At 70.2% G+C, this 16,173-nt stretch carries 14 protein-coding genes and 3 pseudogenes; 12 read left to right on the top strand and 5 right to left on the bottom strand.

All coding sequences use genetic code 11. The features are described from left to right. Positions 1–215 precede the first annotated feature (215 nt). The 8 genes and pseudogenes from B9S58_RS26780 (at position 216) to B9S58_RS26745 (ending at position 7,275) form a co-directional block, all read left to right on the top strand. Positions 216–1,688, top strand: coding sequence for a 2-hydroxymuconic semialdehyde dehydrogenase (locus tag B9S58_RS26780; protein ID WP_103534628.1), 1,473 nt, complete (start codon positions 216–218; stop codon positions 1,686–1,688). Then, complete coding sequence (locus B9S58_RS26775) at positions 1,685–2,515, top strand: 2-keto-4-pentenoate hydratase (RefSeq protein ID WP_219818917.1); 831 nt, start codon at positions 1,685–1,687, stop codon at positions 2,513–2,515. The genes B9S58_RS26780 and B9S58_RS26775 overlap by 4 nt, the downstream gene beginning before the upstream one ends. Further along, positions 2,512–3,555: an acetaldehyde dehydrogenase (acetylating) gene (locus tag B9S58_RS26770; protein ID WP_103534595.1), complete on the top strand. Its 1,044-nt coding sequence runs from the start codon at positions 2,512–2,514 to the stop codon at positions 3,553–3,555. The genes B9S58_RS26775 and B9S58_RS26770 overlap by 4 nt, the downstream gene beginning before the upstream one ends. Beyond that, on the top strand, positions 3,540–4,583 hold the full coding sequence (gene dmpG / locus B9S58_RS26765; RefSeq protein ID WP_103534594.1) for a 4-hydroxy-2-oxovalerate aldolase: 1,044 nt from the start codon (positions 3,540–3,542) through the stop codon (positions 4,581–4,583). Before B9S58_RS26770 ends, dmpG begins: the two co-directional genes overlap by 16 nt. After that, complete coding sequence (locus B9S58_RS26760; protein WP_103534593.1) at positions 4,580–5,347, top strand: 2-keto-4-pentenoate hydratase; 768 nt, start codon at positions 4,580–4,582, stop codon at positions 5,345–5,347. The genes dmpG and B9S58_RS26760 overlap by 4 nt, the downstream gene beginning before the upstream one ends. Next, a complete protein-coding gene (locus B9S58_RS26755) occupies positions 5,344–5,799 on the top strand; it encodes a RidA family protein (protein ID WP_103534592.1) in 456 nt (151 codons plus the stop codon). The genes B9S58_RS26760 and B9S58_RS26755 overlap by 4 nt, the downstream gene beginning before the upstream one ends. Further along, positions 5,796–6,203 (top strand): annotated as a pseudogene (gene nbaC, locus B9S58_RS26750) (3-hydroxyanthranilate 3,4-dioxygenase); the annotation flags it as partial. The gene B9S58_RS26755 and the pseudogene nbaC, both read left to right, overlap by 4 nt. Before the next feature lie 70 nt (positions 6,204–6,273). After that, positions 6,274–7,275 (top strand): amidohydrolase family protein, encoded by a 1,002-nt coding sequence (locus B9S58_RS26745; protein WP_103534591.1) that lies wholly within the window; start codon positions 6,274–6,276, stop codon positions 7,273–7,275. A 209-nt stretch (positions 7,276–7,484) separates the two neighbouring features. Here B9S58_RS26745 and B9S58_RS26740 read toward each other — a convergent pair whose 3' ends face one another. The 4 genes and pseudogenes from B9S58_RS26740 to B9S58_RS26725 form a co-directional block, all read right to left on the bottom strand. Beyond that, positions 7,485–8,474 carry a LysR substrate-binding domain-containing protein gene (locus B9S58_RS26740; protein ID WP_103534590.1) on the bottom strand — a complete coding sequence of 330 codons (990 nt, stop codon included), beginning with the start codon at positions 8,472–8,474 and terminating at the stop codon, positions 7,485–7,487. Between the two features lie 165 nt (positions 8,475–8,639). After that, positions 8,640–9,749: an endonuclease/exonuclease/phosphatase family protein gene (locus B9S58_RS26735; RefSeq protein ID WP_103534589.1), complete on the bottom strand. Its 1,110-nt coding sequence runs from the start codon at positions 9,747–9,749 to the stop codon at positions 8,640–8,642. 353 nt (positions 9,750–10,102) lie between these two features. Then, positions 10,103–10,447: pseudogene (locus tag B9S58_RS26730) on the bottom strand (MerR family DNA-binding transcriptional regulator); the annotation flags it as partial. A gap of 107 nt (positions 10,448–10,554) precedes the next feature. Beyond that, positions 10,555–11,049, bottom strand: a complete 495-nt coding sequence (locus tag B9S58_RS26725; protein WP_103534588.1) for a hypothetical protein — start codon at positions 11,047–11,049, stop codon at positions 10,555–10,557. A 79-nt stretch (positions 11,050–11,128) separates the two neighbouring features. Between B9S58_RS26725 and B9S58_RS26720 the strand changes: the two genes are divergently transcribed. From B9S58_RS26720 to B9S58_RS26710, 3 genes and pseudogenes are all read left to right on the top strand, one after another. Then, positions 11,129–11,596, top strand: coding sequence for a hypothetical protein (locus tag B9S58_RS26720; protein ID WP_103534587.1), 468 nt, complete (start codon positions 11,129–11,131; stop codon positions 11,594–11,596). A 136-nt stretch (positions 11,597–11,732) separates the two neighbouring features. Then, positions 11,733–12,160: pseudogene (locus B9S58_RS26715) on the top strand (pyridoxamine 5'-phosphate oxidase family protein). A 180-nt stretch (positions 12,161–12,340) separates the two neighbouring features. Then, on the top strand, positions 12,341–12,808 hold the full coding sequence (locus B9S58_RS26710; RefSeq protein WP_103534586.1) for a nuclear transport factor 2 family protein: 468 nt from the start codon (positions 12,341–12,343) through the stop codon (positions 12,806–12,808). A gap of 102 nt (positions 12,809–12,910) precedes the next feature. On the opposite strand, the gene B9S58_RS26705 is transcribed toward B9S58_RS26710, so the two are convergent. Beyond that, positions 12,911–14,356, bottom strand: coding sequence for a glyceraldehyde-3-phosphate dehydrogenase (locus B9S58_RS26705; protein ID WP_103534585.1), 1,446 nt, complete (start codon positions 14,354–14,356; stop codon positions 12,911–12,913). A 422-nt stretch (positions 14,357–14,778) separates the two neighbouring features. On the opposite strand from B9S58_RS26705, the gene B9S58_RS26700 reads away from it, so the two are divergent. After that, positions 14,779–16,173, top strand: a 1,395-nt coding sequence (locus tag B9S58_RS26700) for a sensor histidine kinase KdpD (RefSeq protein ID WP_258045070.1), incomplete at its 3' end; no start/stop codon positions are given.

Here is a 16,173-nt window from a genome sequence, read left to right as displayed (position 1 = left end):
AAATTCACCTGCCGATAACCGTGCATCCTGATGCCCTGAGACATGACGCACAAATAACGAATCAGATACTCGGCATACCTGTCTCGGTATAGCGGAAGCCGTGAGTCCCGGCGTTGTCGCCCCGCTGTGACGGTGCTCCGATATACCCGTCTGCCTATGTCTCGTCGCAGGATTCGCATTTGTCCGGCATGGCGTGGCAGCTCAGAGTGGGACGCATGACGGCAGGAACAGGGCGGTGGATCCGCAACTTCGTGGACGGGCGGTACGTGGAGCCCGACGAGAACCGCAGCTTCGAGAACATCGACCCGGCCACCGGGCGAGTCTTCGCCCGGGTGCACGAGGCGGACCGGGAGCTGGTGGACCGCGCCGTGACCGCGGCGCGGCGGGCCCTGCGCGACGGGTGGGCGACCACCCCGGTGCGCGAACGGGCGGCGCTGCTGCGGCGCGCCGCGGACCGGATCGAGGAGCGTTTCGAGGAGTTCGTCGCCGCGGAGGTCGCCGACACCGGAAAGCCCGTCACCCAGGCCAGGCAGCTCGACGTCGCGCGAGCGCCGGCCAACTTCCGCACCTTCGCCGACGTGGCCGCCGCCGGGCAGGAGTCCTTCCTCACCGATCTCGCGGGGGGCCGGCAGGCGCTGAACTACGCGGTCCGCAAGCCGCTCGGCGTGGTCGCGGTCGTCGTCCCTTGGAACCTGCCCCTCCTTCTCCTGACCTGGAAGGTCGCCCCGGCTCTGGCCTGCGGCAACGCCGTGGTCGTCAAGCCCAGCGAGGAGACGCCGGCCACCGCCTCGCTGCTGGCCGAAATCCTCACGGAGGTCGGGCTTCCCGCCGGGGTGTACAACGTGGTCCACGGTTTCGGCGGTGGCTCCGCCGGTGAGTTCCTGACCTCGCACCCGGACATCGACGGCGTGACGTTCACCGGTTCGTCCGCGACCGGGACGCAGGTCATGCGGACCGTCGCGCCCCGCGCCCGTCCGGTCTCCCTCGAACTCGGCGGGAAGAACGCCGCAGTCGTCTTCGACGACGTGGACGTGGACGAGGCGCTGACCGGACTGACCAAGTCCGTCTTCACCAACACCGGCCAGGTATGCCTGTGCACCGAGCGGGTCTACGTCCAGCGCGCGATCTTCGACGACATCGCCCAGGGGCTCGCCGAGCGGGCCCGGGGTCTGCGGCTGGGCGACCCCCTGGACGCGGCGACGACCACCGGACCGCTGATCTCGAAGGCCCACCGCGACAAGGTGGCGGGCTACTTCGAACTGGCCGAACAGGCCGGTGCCCAGGTCCTCACCGGCGGGGGCGTGCCCCAACTCGGGCCGGACCTGGCGGGCGGCTCCTGGATCGAGCCGACGCTGTGGACGGGTCTGGCCAACACGCACCCGGCAGTGCGCGAGGAGATCTTCGGGCCAGTGGCCGCGCTGATCCCCTTCGACACCGAGGAGGAGGCGATCGGCCTGGCCAATGACACCGAGTACGGCCTCGCGGCCTCCGTGTGGACCGACGACCTGCGTCGCGGTCACCGGGTCGCGCAGGCGATGAATGTGGGGACGGCCTGGGTCAACACCTGGTTCCTACGCGATCTGCGCTCCCCGTTCGGCGGGGTGGGGCTCTCGGGCCTCGGCCGCGAGGGCGGCGAGTCCTCCCTTCACTTCTACACCGAGCCGACGAATGTGTGCGTACAGCTGTGACCGAGACGACCGGTGCGACCGAGTACGAACCCGACCCGTCCGCACGGATCGACGCGGCCGTGGCGCGTCTGACGGCCGCCGCCTTGAGCGGCGCCCCCTGCGCTCCGGTCCGGGAGTTCCTGGGCCACGACGACATCGACGCCGCCTATGAGACGCAGAACCGTCTCACCGCCGCCCGGAGCGCGGCCGGCGCCCGGCCGGTGGGCGCCAAGATCGGCCTCACCGCCCCGGCCGTACAGCAGCAGTTCGGCGTGTTCCGGCCGGACTTCGGGGTGATCTTCGACGACATGACGTACGCGCACGCCGAACCGGTGCCGCTGGAGCGGCTCCTCCAGCCGCGCGTGGAGGGCGAGATCGCCTTCGTGCTCGGCCGGGACCTCGACCGGCCGGGCGCGGGCGTCGCCGACGTGCTGCGGGCCACCGAGTTCGTGCTGCCGGCCATCGAGATCGTCGACTCCCGGATCGCAGGCTGGGACCTCGCCATCACGGACACCGTCGCTGACAACGCCTCCAGCGGCGCGATCGTGCTCGGCACCACTCCCTGCCCGCTCGCCGGGGTCGACCTGTCCCGGGTCGGCATGGTCCTGGAACGGGACGGTGAACCGGTCTCGTTCGGCGCGGGCCAGGCCTGTCTCGGTTCGCCGGTCGTCGCGGTCGCCTGGCTGGCCCGCGAACTCGCCGCGCGAGGGCGGCCGCTGCGGGCCGGCGACGTGGTCATGTCCGGGGCGCTCGGCCCGATGGTGCCGGTCGGCGGCCCCGGCCGCTACCGACTGGCGCTGGACGGGCTCGGAGAGGTCGAGGCAGTCATCGAGAAGGAGACCCCATGAGTTCCCCGACGGACGGTGCGGCGAGCGGCGCCGCGCCCTCCCCCCTCCCCACCGGCACGGCGGCCGCCCGGCCGCCCCGTGCCGCGCCGGACGCGACGTCCGGCACCGTCCCGGTCGCCGTCATCGGCTCCGGCAACATCGGCACCGACCTCATGATCAAGGTGCTGCGGCTGTCCAGAACGCTGCGGATGGGCGCGATGGCGGGCATCGATCCGGACTCCGACGGGCTGGCCCGCGCCGCCCGGCTCGGGATCGCCACCACGCACAGCGGCATCGAGGGGCTCGCCGGAATGCCGGAGTTCGAGGACATCCGCGTCATCTTCGACGCGACCTCCGCCAAGGCACATGTGCGCAACGCGCGACTGGCTGCCGAACACGGCAAGCTGATGATCGACCTGACCCCGGCGGCCCTGGGCCCGTTCGTGGTTCCCTCGGTCAACCTGGACGAGCACCTGGACGCCCCCGACGTCAACATGGTGACCTGCGGCGGCCAGGCGACCATTCCGGTGGTGGCCGCGGTCTCCCGGATCGCCCCGGTCGCGTACGCCGAGATCGTCGCCTCCATCGCGTCGAGATCGGCCGGTCCCGGGACCCGCGCCAACATCGACGAGTTCACCGGGACCACCGGTGAGGCGATCCGGCGGGTCGGGGGCGCCGAGGTCGGCAAGGCCATCATCGTGCTCAACCCCGCCGAGCCCCCGCTCGCCATGCGCGACACGGTCTTCTGCCTCGTCGAGGGTGCTCTGTCCGACGCCGGCCGGGACCTGATCACGAACTCCGTGGAGCGGATGGCGCGCGACGTACGTGAGTACGTTCCCGGCTACCGCCTCAAGCAGCGGGTGCAGTTCGACCCGGTGGAGGACACCCTCGTGCCCGCTCTCGGCCGACGCGTCACCGGTGTCAAGGTCTCGGTGTTCCTGGAGGTGCTCGGCGCTGGCCACTACCTGCCCGAATACGCGGGCAATCTCGACATCATGACCTCCGCCGCGGTCCGCACCGCGGAGAAGGTCGCCGCACTCCGGGGATGGCTGACCACGTGAAACTGTACCTCCGGGATGTGACGCTCCGTGATGGCATGCACGCCATGGGGCACCTGTACACCGTCGATCAGGTTCGCCGGATCGTGTCGGCGCTCGACCGGTCCGGGGTGGCGGCCATCGAGGTCGCGCACGGGGACGGGCTCGGCGGTTCCAGCGCCAACTACGGCTTCGGCGCGCACAGCGACGAGGAATGGATCGAGGCCGCCGCCGACGTTTTCGAGAACGCCAGGCTGACGACGTTGCTGTTGCCCGGCATCGGCACCATCGACCATCTCCGCCGCGCCCACGCGCTCGGGGTGCGCAGTGTGCGCGTCGCCACGCACTGCACCGAGGCCGACGTGAGCGCACAGCGCATCTCCTGGGCCCGGGAGAACGGCATGGACGTCTCGGGCTTCCTGATGATGAGCCACCTCAACACCCCCGAGGGCCTCGCCCGGCAGGCCCGGCTGATGGAGTCCTACGGGGCGCACTGCGTCTACGTCACCGACTCCGGGGGTCGTCTGACGATGCGGGATGTCGCGGCCCGGGTCGACGCGTACCGCGAGGTGCTGGACGAGGGCACCGAGATCGGCATCCACGCACACGAGAACCTGTCGCTGTCGGTCGCCAACAGTGTGACCGCGGTCGAGCACGGAGCGTACCGCGTCGATGTGGCGCTGGCGGGCCAGGGCGCCGGGGCCGGGAACTGCCCGGCCGAGCCGTTCGTCGCCGTCGCCGACCTGCTGGGCTGGGAGCACGGCTGCGACCTGTTCGCGCTCCAGGACGCGGCCGACGACATCGTCCGCCCGCTGCGCACCCGTCCGGTCCAGGTGGACCGGGAGACCCTGACCCTCGGTTACGCCGGCGTCTACTCCAGCTTCCTGCGGCACGCCGAGCGCGCGGCGAAGCGGTACGGGGTCGACGCCCGGCAGATCCTGCTGGAGGTCGGGCGACGGCAGATGGTGGGTGGTCAGGAGGACCTGATCGTGGACATCGCACTGGACCTCGCCGCGGGACACGGGGCCACGACGGAAGGAAGCAGCACATGATCACGGCGGAGCTGACCGGCATCCTGGCCCAGCGGCTGGACACGGCGCAGACGTCCCGCGAGGACACGCAGAGCCTCGCCGACGACCACGAGCTGGACATCGACGACGCCTACGCGGTGCAGGCCGCGCTGCTGGCGCTGCGGCTGGCCCGCGGCGAGCGGATCACGGGCGTCAAGCTGGGCTTCACCAGCAAGGCCAAGATGGCGCAGATGGGCGTCAGCGACGTGATCGTGGGCCGGCTCACCGACGCGATGCGGATCGCGGACGGGGGCGAGGTCGATCTGTCGCGCTTCATCCATCCGAAGGTCGAGCCGGAGGTGGCGTACCGGATCTGCCGGGACGTGGACCCGGCAGATCCGGCCACGGACATCGAGGCGTGTGTGGACGCGATGGCGCCGGCCGTCGAGATCATCGACTCGCGGTACCGGGACTTCCGGTTCACCTACACCGACGTCGTGGCGGACAACACCTCGGCGGCCGGGTACGCGATCGGCCCGTGGCGGCCGGTGGAGAGTGCGCCGAACCGCGCGGTACGGCTGCGTACCGGGGCGGGGGAGGCGGTCGGTTCCACGGCGGCGATCCTCGGCGATCCGGTGCGCGCGCTGCACGCCCTGCTGGACATGTGCCGTCGCCGCGGGATCGCCCTGGTGGCGGGCCAGGTGGTGCTGGCGGGGGCGGCCACGGCGGCGCTGCCGCTGGTGGCCGGCGCAACCGAGTGCGAGGTGGCGGGGCTGGGATCCGTCACGGTGAAGGGGTGCCGATGAACGGCTCACGCGTCATCGAGGGCAAGGCGGCGCCGCGCGGGCGGTTCCCGCACGTGAAGGTCGTCGGGGACCTCGTGTTCGTCTCCGGCACCAGTTCGCGCCGGCCCGACAACACGTTCGTGCGGGTGGAGGCGGACGAGTTCGGCACCACGAGCCTGGACATCCGGGCGCAGACCCGAGCGGTGATCGAGAACATCCGCGACATCCTCGCCGAGGTCGGCGCCGAACTCCACGACGTCGCGCAGATCACCACCTACCTGGTGTCCATGAACGACTTCGGCGGATACAACGAGGTCTACGGCGAGTTCTTCGACGAGCGGGGGCCGACCCGTACGACCGTCGCGGTGCACCAGCTGCCGCATCCCCATCTGCTGATCGAGATCCAGGCCGTCGCCCACCTGCCTCGACCCCGTACATCCGATCACACGCACAGCACGGAGCTGTCCTCATGACCGTCATTCCCCCGGTCATCGATTTCCAGGGCTGGATCGCCGAGCACGAGCACCTGCTCAAGCCGCCGGTGAACAACCGCACCATGTCCCTGGGGCAGGACTTCATCGTCCAGGTCGTCGGCGGCCCCAACCAGCGCACGGACTTCCACGTCGATCCGTACGAGGAGTGGTTCTACCAGGTCAAGGGCGACATGCACATCAACCTGATGACCGAGGAGGGTCCGCGGACCGTGCACATCCGGCAGGGTGAGGTGTGGCTGCTGCCGGGCGATGTGCCGCACTCCCCGCAGCGGCCCGACGCGGGTTCCATCGGGCTGGTCATCGAGCGGGTACGGGAGGAGGGCACGCTGGAGAGATTCCAGTGGTACTGCCCCGGCTGCACGGCGAAGATCCAGGAGGTCGAACTCCAGGTGCGGGACATCGTGGCGGACCTGCCGCCCGTCTTCGCCGAGTTCTCCCCGGAAAGGGCTGAGCATGGACCGCACGATCGACATCCACACGCATTACGTTCCGCTCGGATGGCCGGATCTGACGGCCGAGGCAGGCCCGGACGCTCCCTGGCTACGGATCGAATCCGAGTCCGACGCCGTGATCATGATGGGTTCGAAGGAGTTCCGCCGGATCGGCTCCGACGCCTGGGACGCGGAGAGACGACTGCGGGACATGGACGCGGACGGCATCCACCGTCAGGTGGTCTCCCCCACGCCGGCGTTCTTCACCTACGGGCGGGACGGCGCCGACGCGGCCAGGATAGCCCGGGTCTTCAACGACCTCGCGCTGGAGATCGTCGCACCGGCCCCGGACCGGCTGATCCCCTTCTGCCAGGTGCCGTTGCAGGACCCCGACGCGGCCTGCCGCGAACTGGAACGGTCCGTCGCCAACGGCCACCGGGGGGTGGAGATCGGCAACCACGTCGGTGACCAGGATCTGGACAGCGAAGGCGTGGTGACGTTCCTCCAGCACTGCGCCTCGCTCGATGTGCCGGTTTTCGTGCACCCGTGGGACATGGCGAGTTCGCCGCGGTTGGACCGGTGGATGGCGCAGTGGCTGACGGCCATGCCGGCCGAGACACATCTGTCGATCCTGGCGCTGATCCTGGGTGGCGTCTTCGACCGGATCGACGAGCGGCTGAAGATCTGCTTCGCACACGGCGGCGGGTCTTTCGCCTTCTGGCTCGGCCGTATGGAAAACGCCTGGCACGGCCGGAACGATGTCATCGGCACCTCGGAGTATCCCCCTTCCCACTACCTGGGCCGGTTCTCCGTCGACTCGGTGGTCTTCGACGAGCGGGCGCTGCGGCTCCTGGTCGAGACGATCGGCGCGGACCGGGTGATGGTGGGGAGCGACTACCCCTACCCGCTGGGGGAACGGCCGGTCGGTGAGGTGGTCCGCCGCAGTACGTTCCTGAGTGAACAGGACCGCGACCTGATCACGCACGGCAACGCGGAGCGGTTCCTGGGACTCGCCACCTCCTGAATACCGAGCGCGCACCCGGACGCACGGTCCTCAGCGCGAGCAGACACACCCCGTGCACCCCGGACACCGCGGGGTGCACGGGGTACACGCGTCGTACGAACCTGCTCCGGCCCGCGCAGTGGCGGTCTTCACCCCCGCCCGCGGCGGAACGGCGGGCACGGGGCACGCGTTCCTGGGCCGTGCGTCCGGCAGAGACGCTCGACCGCCGTTCAGCCCGACCGGGCCCCACGGCCCGGGGCGCCGGGATCTTCGGCGCGCGGGGCGGACGTCGCGGTGTCCGGGGCCATGTGGCCGGCGATCTTCTCCAGGCTCCGGATCAGCGCCTGCGCCGAGGGGCCGAGTGCGCGGGCGGCCGACAGGGTGAGTCCGACGCTGTGGCTGATCGGGTCCAGCGGCACCGCCAGCCGGACGAGCCGGACGTCGTCCTGGACGATCAGGCTGGAAAGCGCCGCCACGACATCGGTCTCCAGCAGGAGTTGGCGAACGGTCAGGAACGAAGTGGTCTCGACCCGGTTCAGCGGCAGCGGCATCGCCCGTCGGGCGAAGAACTCCTCGATCTCCCGCCGCAGCGCGGTCTCGGCGCCCGGCAGGATCCACGGGTAGTCCGCCAGGTCCGCCAGGTCCACCGCGGCCCGCCCCGCCAGCGGGTGCCCCGACCTGACGACGAGCTCGACGGACTCGTCGTAGAGCTTGCGGCGCACGATCCGTTCGTCGGAGGGGACGGTGAGCCTGCCGACGACGAAGTCGATGCGGCCTGCCTCCAGATCCAGCAACAGCGCTTCCGGGGACGCCTCCCGCACGACCACGGTCAGGTAGGGGCGTTCCTTCTTGATCTCGGCGATGGCACGCGGGAGGAGCACGTTCGACCCGGCCAGGTGGGTGCCGACGATCACGGTGCCCCGGTCGGCGTCGGCGAGCTCCACCACATGGCGGCCCGCCTGTGCCAACTGGGCCAGCACGGCCCGCGCATGCTCGGTGAACGCCTCGCCGAAGACGGTGGGCGTGACGCCCCGTGGGCCCCGCTCGTACAGCGGGACGCCGAGGATGTCCTCCAGCTCGTGCAGGCTGCGGGTGGCGGACGGCTGGGTGACGTGCAGTTCCGCGGCGGCGCTGACGACGCTTCCCTGCCGGGACAGCGCGTCGACGAGAAGCAGATGGCGGAACTTCAGCCGCCCGTCGAGCAGACGCGGGATCTTCACCCTCCGACTCTATCCGGGACGGGTGCGGCCGCCTCGGACGGGCCGCCGCCTCGGACAGCGGGCGCGGAATCGCCACCCGGATGAGAAGACCGACACTGCCTGCCCGTCCGGAGTCCATGTCACGGCCGCCGTCCTGATCAGCGAGGTGAATTCGAGCGAAAGAGCTCAGCGGATGGTGATGCGGAATGTGCTGAGTACGGCCTTGTGGTCGGTCGGCCAGGTCCAGGTGGGCGTCCAGAACTCGTCTCTGCCCTTCTCCTCCACCCGCTTGTTGCGCACGATGGTGCTGGAGGGGCCGACGATCACGCTTTCGAGCAGCTTGACGCGCCGGTCGGGGTGGTAGAAGACGAAGTCGATCCGGTCCCGCTCGTCGGCCTTGGGCGCCCAGGTGATCTCTCCGGGGTCGGCCCCCAGGTTGTCGCTCGGCCAGGTGAAGCCGGGGAAGCGGACGGGGTCCGGGTGGATCGCCCGATAGCTGTCGCGGAAGCCCGCGTCCTCGATCGCTCTGGTCGTCGACCATTCGACGACGGTACCGTGGTGGTCGTACAGGTTCCGGGTCCGACGGTCCCAGTCCCGGTGCGAGGGCTCGTTGAAGTCACCGGCGATCATCGTGAGCCGGCCCTTGGCACGCTCCTCCGCGGCGTCCGCGAGGACCGTCTTCGTCCGCTCCGTACGTCCGGAAGCCGTGTTGATGCGCTCGATCAGTTCGACATCGGTGATCGGGCCGGTCGGGATCTCGTTCCAGCCGTACTCGGAGGTCTCCAGGGGCGACGGCGTACCGCCGCCGTATCCGCGCGGCAGGTAGGTGACGTAGTAGCGGTACTCCAAGTGACCTGAATAGGCGGTGACTTCGGTGCCGTCGACCGAGACGACCGCCTTCGACCAGGACGGGAAGGAGGCGAACTCGATGATCGGGTAGCGCGATATCACCGCCGAGTCGGCCGGGTGCTTGTTGTCGAAGTAGGTCAGTCCGCGCGCGGCGAGGTCGGACAGCAGGTTGACCACCCGTTCGGGGCTCGACTCGCTGAGCATCACCACGTCCGGCTCGACCGCGGCGAGGGTGTCGGCGATGCCCGCCCGCCCGCCGGGCACCCGGCTGCCACCGAGCCAGATGTTGAACTGCAGCACCTTGAGCGTGCGGTGCTTCGGATGTGACGAACTGCCGTGGTGCCCGTCCTTCCCGGGCTTGGGCCTGGCCTCTGCCGTTCCCGCTCCCAGGACTCCTGCTCCGACGCTCGCGCCGACCATTCCGAACAACTCACGACGCTTGACCATTCATGACCTCCTGTAGGCACCCTGAGCCCGTGGTTCAGGTGCGGCTCGACCCAGCATGCGGGCCACTGGTGTACGAATCGACAACTCGGGCATAACCTCGAATGCCGAGTGAATCACCGTGCTCGCGCCGCGCAGGGCAGGAGCTCCGGCGTCCGGCAGTGCGGCTTGCCGGAAGGCGGCCGCCATGCCGGTCGCGGCACAAGTGCCATCTCCGGCAAGGGGCTCACCGCACCGGTGACCATGCACCTGGTGGTCGAGGACAGCCTGATCGTTCGCATGCACCTGTACGAGGGCACGTGGACCGTCGCCGAGGTGTCCAAGGCCCCTGAGCGGAGGCTTGGGTTCCCACGGTCCGTACTATCTCTTCTGGACTGTTCCAGCTCGGCGATCGTGCCGGAGACGGTCGCGGCCAGGGCGTCGAGCCGGTCCCGCTCGGCGAGCAGCCGCAGATGGTGTCCGTGCGGGGCATCCACCGTGTCGACCTGGTCGGCGAGGTCCCTGCCGATCTCCGGCAGTGCGACGACCAGAGCCCGCAGTACGAGGAACTTCTGCGGCAGCGGAAGCCGGTGCTCCTCGTAGTAGCGGGGGCCGTTGGAGCCGATCCGGGCCGGCGGCAGCAGGCCGATCTCGTCGTCGTGCCGCAGGGGCCGGGCGGTCACCCCCGACATCCGGGCGACCTCCGCGATCGGTCGGTCCATCGTCACTCCCTCACGAGCGTCTGGCCGGGCCGGTTCTTCCGGCCCTGGTCATGACGGTAGAAGCTGCCGCAGCGGCAACTTCAAGCCCGGATCCGCACCGGCCGGGCTCAGCACGGGCCCTCCTCGACGGTGATGGAGAGGCTGACCGTGACGTTCGCCGGCGCCGACTCGGGCTCCGGCGGCGACACGCTCAGGCAGAACGTGGCGTCGACGTCCTTCGCCGTGACCTCGAACAGGTCGACGGACGGGTCCGCGTCCTCGTCGTAGGGATCGTTCGCGCCTTCGACGTACACGACGCCGCCGGTCGAGGGGCCTTCGCCGCTCTCGTCCAGTGCGTCGCGGATTAGACTCTCGTAACCGCCGGTCCAGGAGTTGATGGTGTGCCGCTCCGACTCCAGGTCCCGGACGGCCGCGTGCACGGCGTCGCGCAACTCGCCCTCGCTCCACGAAGAACTCGCGAAGAGGTGGTACATGCCCCCGGCGGCGAACAGCAGGGACCCGATGATCAGTCCCATGCCGATCGGATTGTTCGGGTTGTAGACATAGCGACTTGTGCCCCAGTTCGAGCGGACGAATATCGGCTCGTCATGATCCTTGCTCATGCCCCGGGAGCCTAGTTCGTGCCCCCGACACCGTCCGCGACGCGACGATGGGCACCCGGCGTGCGTCTCATCGGGCGTGATGGATCTTCCTGAGTCCTCGGAACCCGCCGGCCCCCATGTCGAGGATGCCAGTGTGCGTCCCGGCCCGCTGTGGCGCCATGCGTTGTGGGCGGCGGGCGTCACCGCCGCAGGAGTGGCGCTGGGATGGGCGGGCGCCCTGTTCCGCATCGGCCCCGAGGAGTACGGCATGCCGCCCGCCGCTCCGGGAGCGCTCTGGCCCTATCTGACCGCCTGGACCGTGATCGGCCTGGTGCTGGCCGCCCTCCTGCGGTCCGTGGCGGCCAGGGTTCCGGTCTACTACCCGGAGAAGGCCGCCATCGGTCTCGTCCTGATCGGTACGCGCCTCTCCCTCGGCTGGCGTCCGGAGCCCCTGGAAGTCGGGGGCCTGGCCGCGGCCGCGCTGCTCCTGGTGGCCGTCTGGTGCGTAGTCGCGCTGCGCGGGGCGGCCGTCGTACGACGGTCCGAGGGCGCTCCCGACGTCGCCTAGGTGTATTGCCCCAGGAGGTTGTGGACGGGAGCGACCGCCTACGACACGCCGCCCGCTCCGGTGCCGGTGACGGGAGACGTGCCCGGCGCGCAGGGCACACTGGGCAGCCCCGAATCCCCGTACGAAGGAGCGTGCAGTGGCCCTCACCCGCGAAGAGCGCGAACAGTTCCTCGCCGAACCTCATGTCGCCGCACTGTCCGTCGCGTCGCGGGACAGGACAGGGCCCCGCTCAGCGTGCCCAGCTGGTACCAGTACGCACCGGGCGGCGATGTGCGCATCCTCACCGGACGCACCTCACGCAAGGCCGAACTGATCGCCGCCGCAGGCCGGTTCACCCTGTTGGTCGACCGGCTGGAGCCGACCATCCGGTACGTCTCCGTCGAGGGGCCCGTCGTCGACACCCGCCCCGGCACGCGTGCGGACCTGGAGGAGGTGTCGGCGCGCTATCTCCCGGCCGAGAAGGTCGCCGGTTACGTGGACCTCGCCTGGGAGAACCACGGCGAGCAGGTCGTGATCACCCTGCGCCCCCAGCGCTGGGTCAGCTCGGACCTCGGCCTGGTCTGAACTCAACGCCGAGCGTGCGTACAGCATGTGGCGGGCCTGCCGCCAGTCCGGGCTCGCCAACCTGCTGTCCACGAACGAGCCGGCCCGGCTGACCGGGCTGGACGCCGACGTCGTGTGACGCGTAACGGAGCAATCGAAAACAAGTCGTGGGGCCCAGGGGGGTGTTGATAGGAAGGGGCGATGAACACCGATGCGCTGGATCCCCTGGACCGCCTGATCGCCGAGCGCGCCTGCGAGCGGCTGGTCGTCGAGTTCGTCCGCACCCTCGATCTGGGTGAACCCGGCGACGTGGCCGAGCTGTTCACCCCTGACGGGGTCTGGCAGTGGGCCGAGGGGGACCGGAGGATCGAGGGCCGGGACGCCCTGCGCGCCTACTTCGGGGCCCGTCCCGCCGACCGGCTCTCACGCCGCCTGTGCACCAACATCCTGGTGACCCTGACATCCGCCTCGACGGCGTCCGCGAGCACGTACTTCACGACCTACCGCGTGGACGGTCACGCCGGCGGCATGCTGCCACCGCGCCTTCCCGTGCAGGTCGGGCACTACGAGGACACGTTTCGGCAGGTCGACGGGGGCTGGCTCCTCGCCGAGCGGTCCACGTTCCTCGGAGGCCCGACCGAACGGCTGGGTACGGCCGTCCCGCGCTGAGGTGCCCTCCCGCCCGCCCGCGACCGCGAGGCGAATCGTTCGCCCGGTGCCCGGCAGGAGAACCTGCCGGGCACCGGGCGACGGACGAACGTGGCGCCGGGTTCAGACCGCCGGGGCCGGGAAGGTCGGGTACTCCACCCCGGAGACGTGCTGGACGACCCGGATGACCTGGCACGAGTAGCCGAACTCGTTGTCGTACCAGAGGTAGAGGATCGCGTTGTCGCCGTCGACCTTGGTGGCGCCCGCGTCGACGATCGAGGCGTGGCGCGAACCGATGAAGTCGCTGGAGACCGCGTCAGGCGCGCTGATGAAGTCGATCTGCCGCTTGAGCGGCGAGGCCAGCGACACGTTGCGGAGGTAGTCGAGGATCTCTTCACGGGTGGTCTCGCGCTCCAGCCGCAGGCTGAGGATCGCGATCGAGACGTCCGGCACCGGGACGCGGATCGAGCTGCCGGTGATCGGCGCGTCGAGGTCGGGCAGTGCCTTGGCGACGGCCGAGGCCGCACCGGTCTCGGTGATGACCATGTTGAGCGCCGCCGAACGGCCACGACGGTCCGAACCGTGGTAATTGTCCAGCAGATTCTGGTCGTTGGTGTACGAGTGGACCGTCTCCACGTGCCCGCGCAGAACGCCGTACTCGTCCGCCATCGCCTTCAGCGGCGGCACGATCGCGTTGGTCGTGCAGGACGCGCAGGACAGGATGCGCTCGTCCGGCTTGACCGTGTCGTGGTTGACGCCGTGCACGATGTTCGGGACGTCGCCCTTGCCCGGCGCGGTGAGCACGACCTTGGCGATGCCCGCCCGGAGGTGCTTCGAGAGCCCCTCGCGGTCACGCCACCGGCCGGTGTTGTCGATCAGGATGGCGTCCTTGATGCCGTACGCCGTGTAGTCGACGGTCGTCGGATCGTCGGAGTAGATCACCTTGATCTCGTTGCCGTTGGCGATGATCTTGCTGTTCGCCTCGTCGACGGTGATCGTGCCCTGGAACTGGCCGTGGATCGAGTCGCGGCGCAGCAGCGAGGCGCGCTTGACGATGTCCTGGCCGGAGCCCTTGCGGACGACGATGGCCCGCAGTCGCAGACCGTTGCCCGAGCCGGCCTTCTCGATGAGCAGGCGGGCCAGGAGCCGGCCGATGCGGCCGAAGCCGTAGAGCACCACGTCACGCGATGCGCGGCGCTCGATCTTGTTGTCGCCCGTCGCCCCGGCGACGGCCTCCGCGGTGAACTCCTCGACCGAGAGTCCGCGACCGTCGGCCCGGTAGGTCGCGGCCAGCATGCCTATGTCGATCTGGGAGGGGCCGAGGTCGAGCGTTGTCAGAGCCCGCAGGAACGGCATCGTCTCGGTGACCGAGAGTTCCTCGCCGGCGATCTGCCGGGCGAAGCGGTGGGTCTTCAGGATGCTGACCACCGACTTGTTCACCAGGGAGCGGCTGTGCAGCAGGACATTGACGTCCTGCTCGCGGTGCAGCTTCCCGATGATCGGGATCATCGACTCCGCGATCTCCTCGCGGTGCATCCAGTTGGTGAACGAGTCGTCATTGACAGTCACAAGTTTATCTTTCGAGCTAGGCGGCGCTCATATGGTAACCGTCCGCGTCTCCGTCCCTTGAAGCGGTGCCCTACCTGCGGGTAGACCCGCGATCGGCACCCCTCGCGCGGCCTCGGCGTGCTCGAAGTGTCCAGCATGTGGGCGGCCGTCGGGGGCGTGGCGCGATTCGGGGTCAAGGCGGCGTAATCGGGCGCGCGTGCGAGGGGTCATACCAGAGTGGGACGGATGGCGGGCAAGTTCGACAACTGCCCGCCGCGCATACGTCATTGACGACTACCGTGTGTGCCCGGTGATCAACGGTGGGCTCATAACGTTCGGGCCTGTCCGACCGATGACCCGAGCCTGACCGACCACCGTAGGGGCCACCACATGGACGCCGGCACGACCGTCGATCCCCGGTGCCCCCTGTACCGAGGACGCTGATGTCTCAACTTCGCGCACCCGACGCGCGACCGGACCGCCGTGAGGGCGGGCGGCACGGCCGCCCCGGCACGCGCGCCCACTCGGCCACGAGCAGGCCGCGCACCGCAGGGCCTTCCCCCGACGCCCGCATACGCCCCCAGCTGGTGCGTACCGCGCTGCTCCCGGCCATCGCCGCGGTGCTCAGCGGCGCCGCCGCCGTCATCTTCACCGTCCGCGCCGGAGCCGTCGGCTCATCGCCCAGCCTCTGGGCGGCGCTCGGCGGCTCGGCCGCCCTGGCCGTCGCCGCCGTCGCCGCCGCCTATCTCGGCGCCAACCGGGTGGCGGGCCAGGTGCTCGACCGGGCCCTCGCGCTCCGCCGCGTCAGCGCCCAGGGCCAGGCCGAGCTGCAAGGTGTGGTGGAACAGCTCCGCAACGGGGAAACCGTCGCCGCGCGGCGACCGGCGCAACCCCCCGCGCCCGGGGCCGACGCCTTCGACCTGCTCGGGCAGGAGATGGTACGGGCCCAGGAGGCCGCCGTCGCCGCCGTCGTCCAGGCCTCCCAGCTCTTCAGCAGAACCGGCAACGAACAGAAGGTCGAGGTCTTCGTCAACCTCGCGCGGCGGCTGCAATCCCTCGTCCACCGCGAGATCCAGATCCTCGATGAGCTGGAACACGAGGTCGAGGACCCCGACCTCCTCAAGGGCCTCTTCCACGTCGACCATCTCGCCACCCGGATCCGCCGCCACGCGGAGAACCTCGCCGTTCTCGGCGGGGCCGTCTCCCGGCGGCAGTGGAGCAACCCGGTCACCATGACCGAGGTGCTCCGTTCGGCCATCGCCGAGGTCGAGCAGTACCCCCGGGTCAAGCTGGTCCCGCCGATAGAGGGCACCCTGCGCGGCCACGCCGTCGCCGACGTGATCCATCTGCTGGCCGAGCTGGTCGAGAACGCGACCGTGTTCTCCGCCCCGCACACCCAGGTGCTGCTGCGCGTCCAGCATGTCACCGCCGGGCTCGCACTGGAGGTGGAGGACCGCGGTCTGGGGATGCCGGACCACGAGCAGAAGCGGATGAACGCCCTGCTCTCCGACCCCGACCAGGTCAACGTCGCCCATCTGCTCCAGGACGGCCGGATCGGCCTGTTCGTCGTCTCGGCCCTGGCCCGCCGCCACGGCATCGCCGTCCGGCTGCAGAGCAACATCTACGGCGGTACGCAGGCGGTGCTGGTCCTCCCGCAGTCGCTGCTCGGGACCGACCCCGACGCCCCGCCGTCGCCCGACGCCGTACCCGTACCGCCCCCCGGCGCGGTGCACCGGCCGCCCGTCGAGGCCGGGGCCCCCACCGCTCCGCCGCCGAACGGTACGACCCGGCCGGCGGCTCCGGCCCAGACGTCCACGGACGGCTCGCACCGGGGGCCC

The sequence above is a fragment of the Streptomyces sp. SM11 genome, assembly GCF_002910905.1.
GTDB lineage: Bacteria > Actinomycetota > Actinomycetes > Streptomycetales > Streptomycetaceae > Streptomyces.
Note: the sequence above shows the minus strand (reverse complement) of the source record. Positions and strands in the feature narration are given on the sequence as shown.